At 48.0% G+C, this 1,657-nt stretch carries 2 protein-coding genes; both read left to right on the top strand.

What is annotated here, in order from left to right; genetic code table 11:
• Positions 1 to 111 precede the first annotated feature (111 nt).
• Positions 112 to 828, top strand: coding sequence for an NF038122 family metalloprotease (locus tag F6K49_RS46785; RefSeq protein WP_293072499.1), 717 nt, complete (start codon positions 112 to 114; stop codon positions 826 to 828).
• Positions 770 to 1,591, top strand: coding sequence for an NF038122 family metalloprotease (locus F6K49_RS46780; RefSeq protein ID WP_293109317.1), 822 nt, complete (start codon positions 770 to 772; stop codon positions 1,589 to 1,591). The genes F6K49_RS46785 and F6K49_RS46780 overlap by 59 nt, the downstream gene beginning before the upstream one ends.
• Positions 1,592 to 1,657 lie beyond the last annotated feature (66 nt).

Genomic DNA, 1,657 nt, shown 5'->3' with positions numbered 1-1,657 from the left:
TAAAAAAAAACGCGATCCTATACACCAGCCTCAGATCACAAACACGATTGCATACATTACCTTTTCATACTGACAGTATTCATGTCAGTAATTTCTACGAGGTAAAATTTTATGAAGAATCGCCAATTAATGATGTCCTTGTCCCTGGCATCTGCAGCAGTAATTGGTGGTAACGCCCCAGCTCAAGCCATAGACTTCGACTTCAGCTATCAACCAGGGACTTCCCTCAAACAAATGCTCGGGTTTGAAATGGCTGGTCAGATTTGGTCTTACTATTTAACCGATGATATCACCGTCAAAATTCACGTTGAGATGACCGACGCCTTGCCCTCAAACATCCTGGGTGGGGCACTCCCTGGTCTGCAACAGAATAAAAACTACGGCACCTATCGGCAAAAGCTCTATTCCGATAGAACATCGGCAGATGATTATACTGCTTATGATAACCTGCAAGCCCATCACTATAGTGATGGCAATACTCGCTATCATTCCGTGTTTGAAAGCGGACAAGGGTGGTACAACAAAAACATTTCTCTGACCAATGCCAATGCCAAAGCCATAAATTACCACAGCAATAACTTCGTGCTTGATGGCTATATCGTCATGAATAGCGACTTCATTTGGAGCTATAATTACGAGCGTAGCGCCCCAACCCTATTAGACACAATCATCCGCTTTCTGAGTGTTGACTTTCTGAGTGTGGCCGTCCATGAAATTGGTCATATCTTGGGCTTCGTCAGTGGTGTCGATTCGACCATACTCGCGGATTATGATGCTAGTTATCAGATGTCTGTTGCGTACTACTGCCCTGGATATGTACCGCTATAGTGACTGGAGCGAAGATAATGACTTCCTTGAATTAGCCTATGGTGCCAATGCCTTCTTTTCCATTGATGGGGGTGATACAGCTCTGGCATACTTTTCTGAAGGCAAGGATGTCGATTTAGGATTCGGAGGTGATGGCTATCAAGCCAGCCACTGGGACGGTCTGGGCGATAATTTGGGCATGATGAAACCAGCCCTAGGTTGGGGAGAGAGAGCCGATATGTCAGCACTGGATTTACAAGCCTTTGATGTGATTGGTTGGGATCTAAACTCCACTGTGTTCGGCTCAGATGGACGACCCAGTGAATCAAATATGACCCTCAATTTCAATAACTTGCTCAACAACGCCAAGAATACCTTAGCCGACAAAATCGGTGACTACATGAATGATTCTAGCGTGAATGCCTCATCCATCGACTGGTATATCGCCAATGGCTATAACGACATAGCAGGCTCCTGGCTAACTCAAGACCGCATCCAGGATGTGCTCGACATGTACGAATGGGGCTATGGTGGCGGTGGCGGTGGCGGTAGCAGTGGCGGTGGTGGCGGCAGTGGCGTTGGTGGCGGCAGTGGCAGTGGTGGCAGTGGCAGTGGGCAAGTATTAGGCCACGTGCTAGAACAAGGTTTTTTCTCGGATTTCAATTGGTCAACCTTTAATCCTGACCAGGGAGTGGCTCAGGTGCCAGAGTCTGGGGCTAGCAGTGGCTTAATTGGGTTCGGTCTGTTGGGCATTGGTGGTGTGTTAAAGGGTCGTCGCCGGTAGTGCAGCCATCTGGCCTGATCAAAAAAGGGAACAGGGAACAGCGGATCTGGGAACAGCGGATCTGGG

The sequence above is a fragment of the Moorena sp. SIO3I6 genome, assembly GCF_010672095.1.
This window is presented reverse-complemented; position numbering and strand designations above follow the sequence as displayed.

What these genes read in the sequence shown, in the direction of transcription:
- F6K49_RS46785 (WP_293072499.1), top strand. Translation starts at nt 112, where the DNA reads ATGAAGAATCGCCAATTAATGATGTCCTTGTCCCTGGCATCTGCAGCA.
- F6K49_RS46780 (WP_293109317.1), top strand. Translation starts at nt 770, where the DNA reads ATGATGCTAGTTATCAGATGTCTGTTGCGTACTACTGCCCTGGATATG.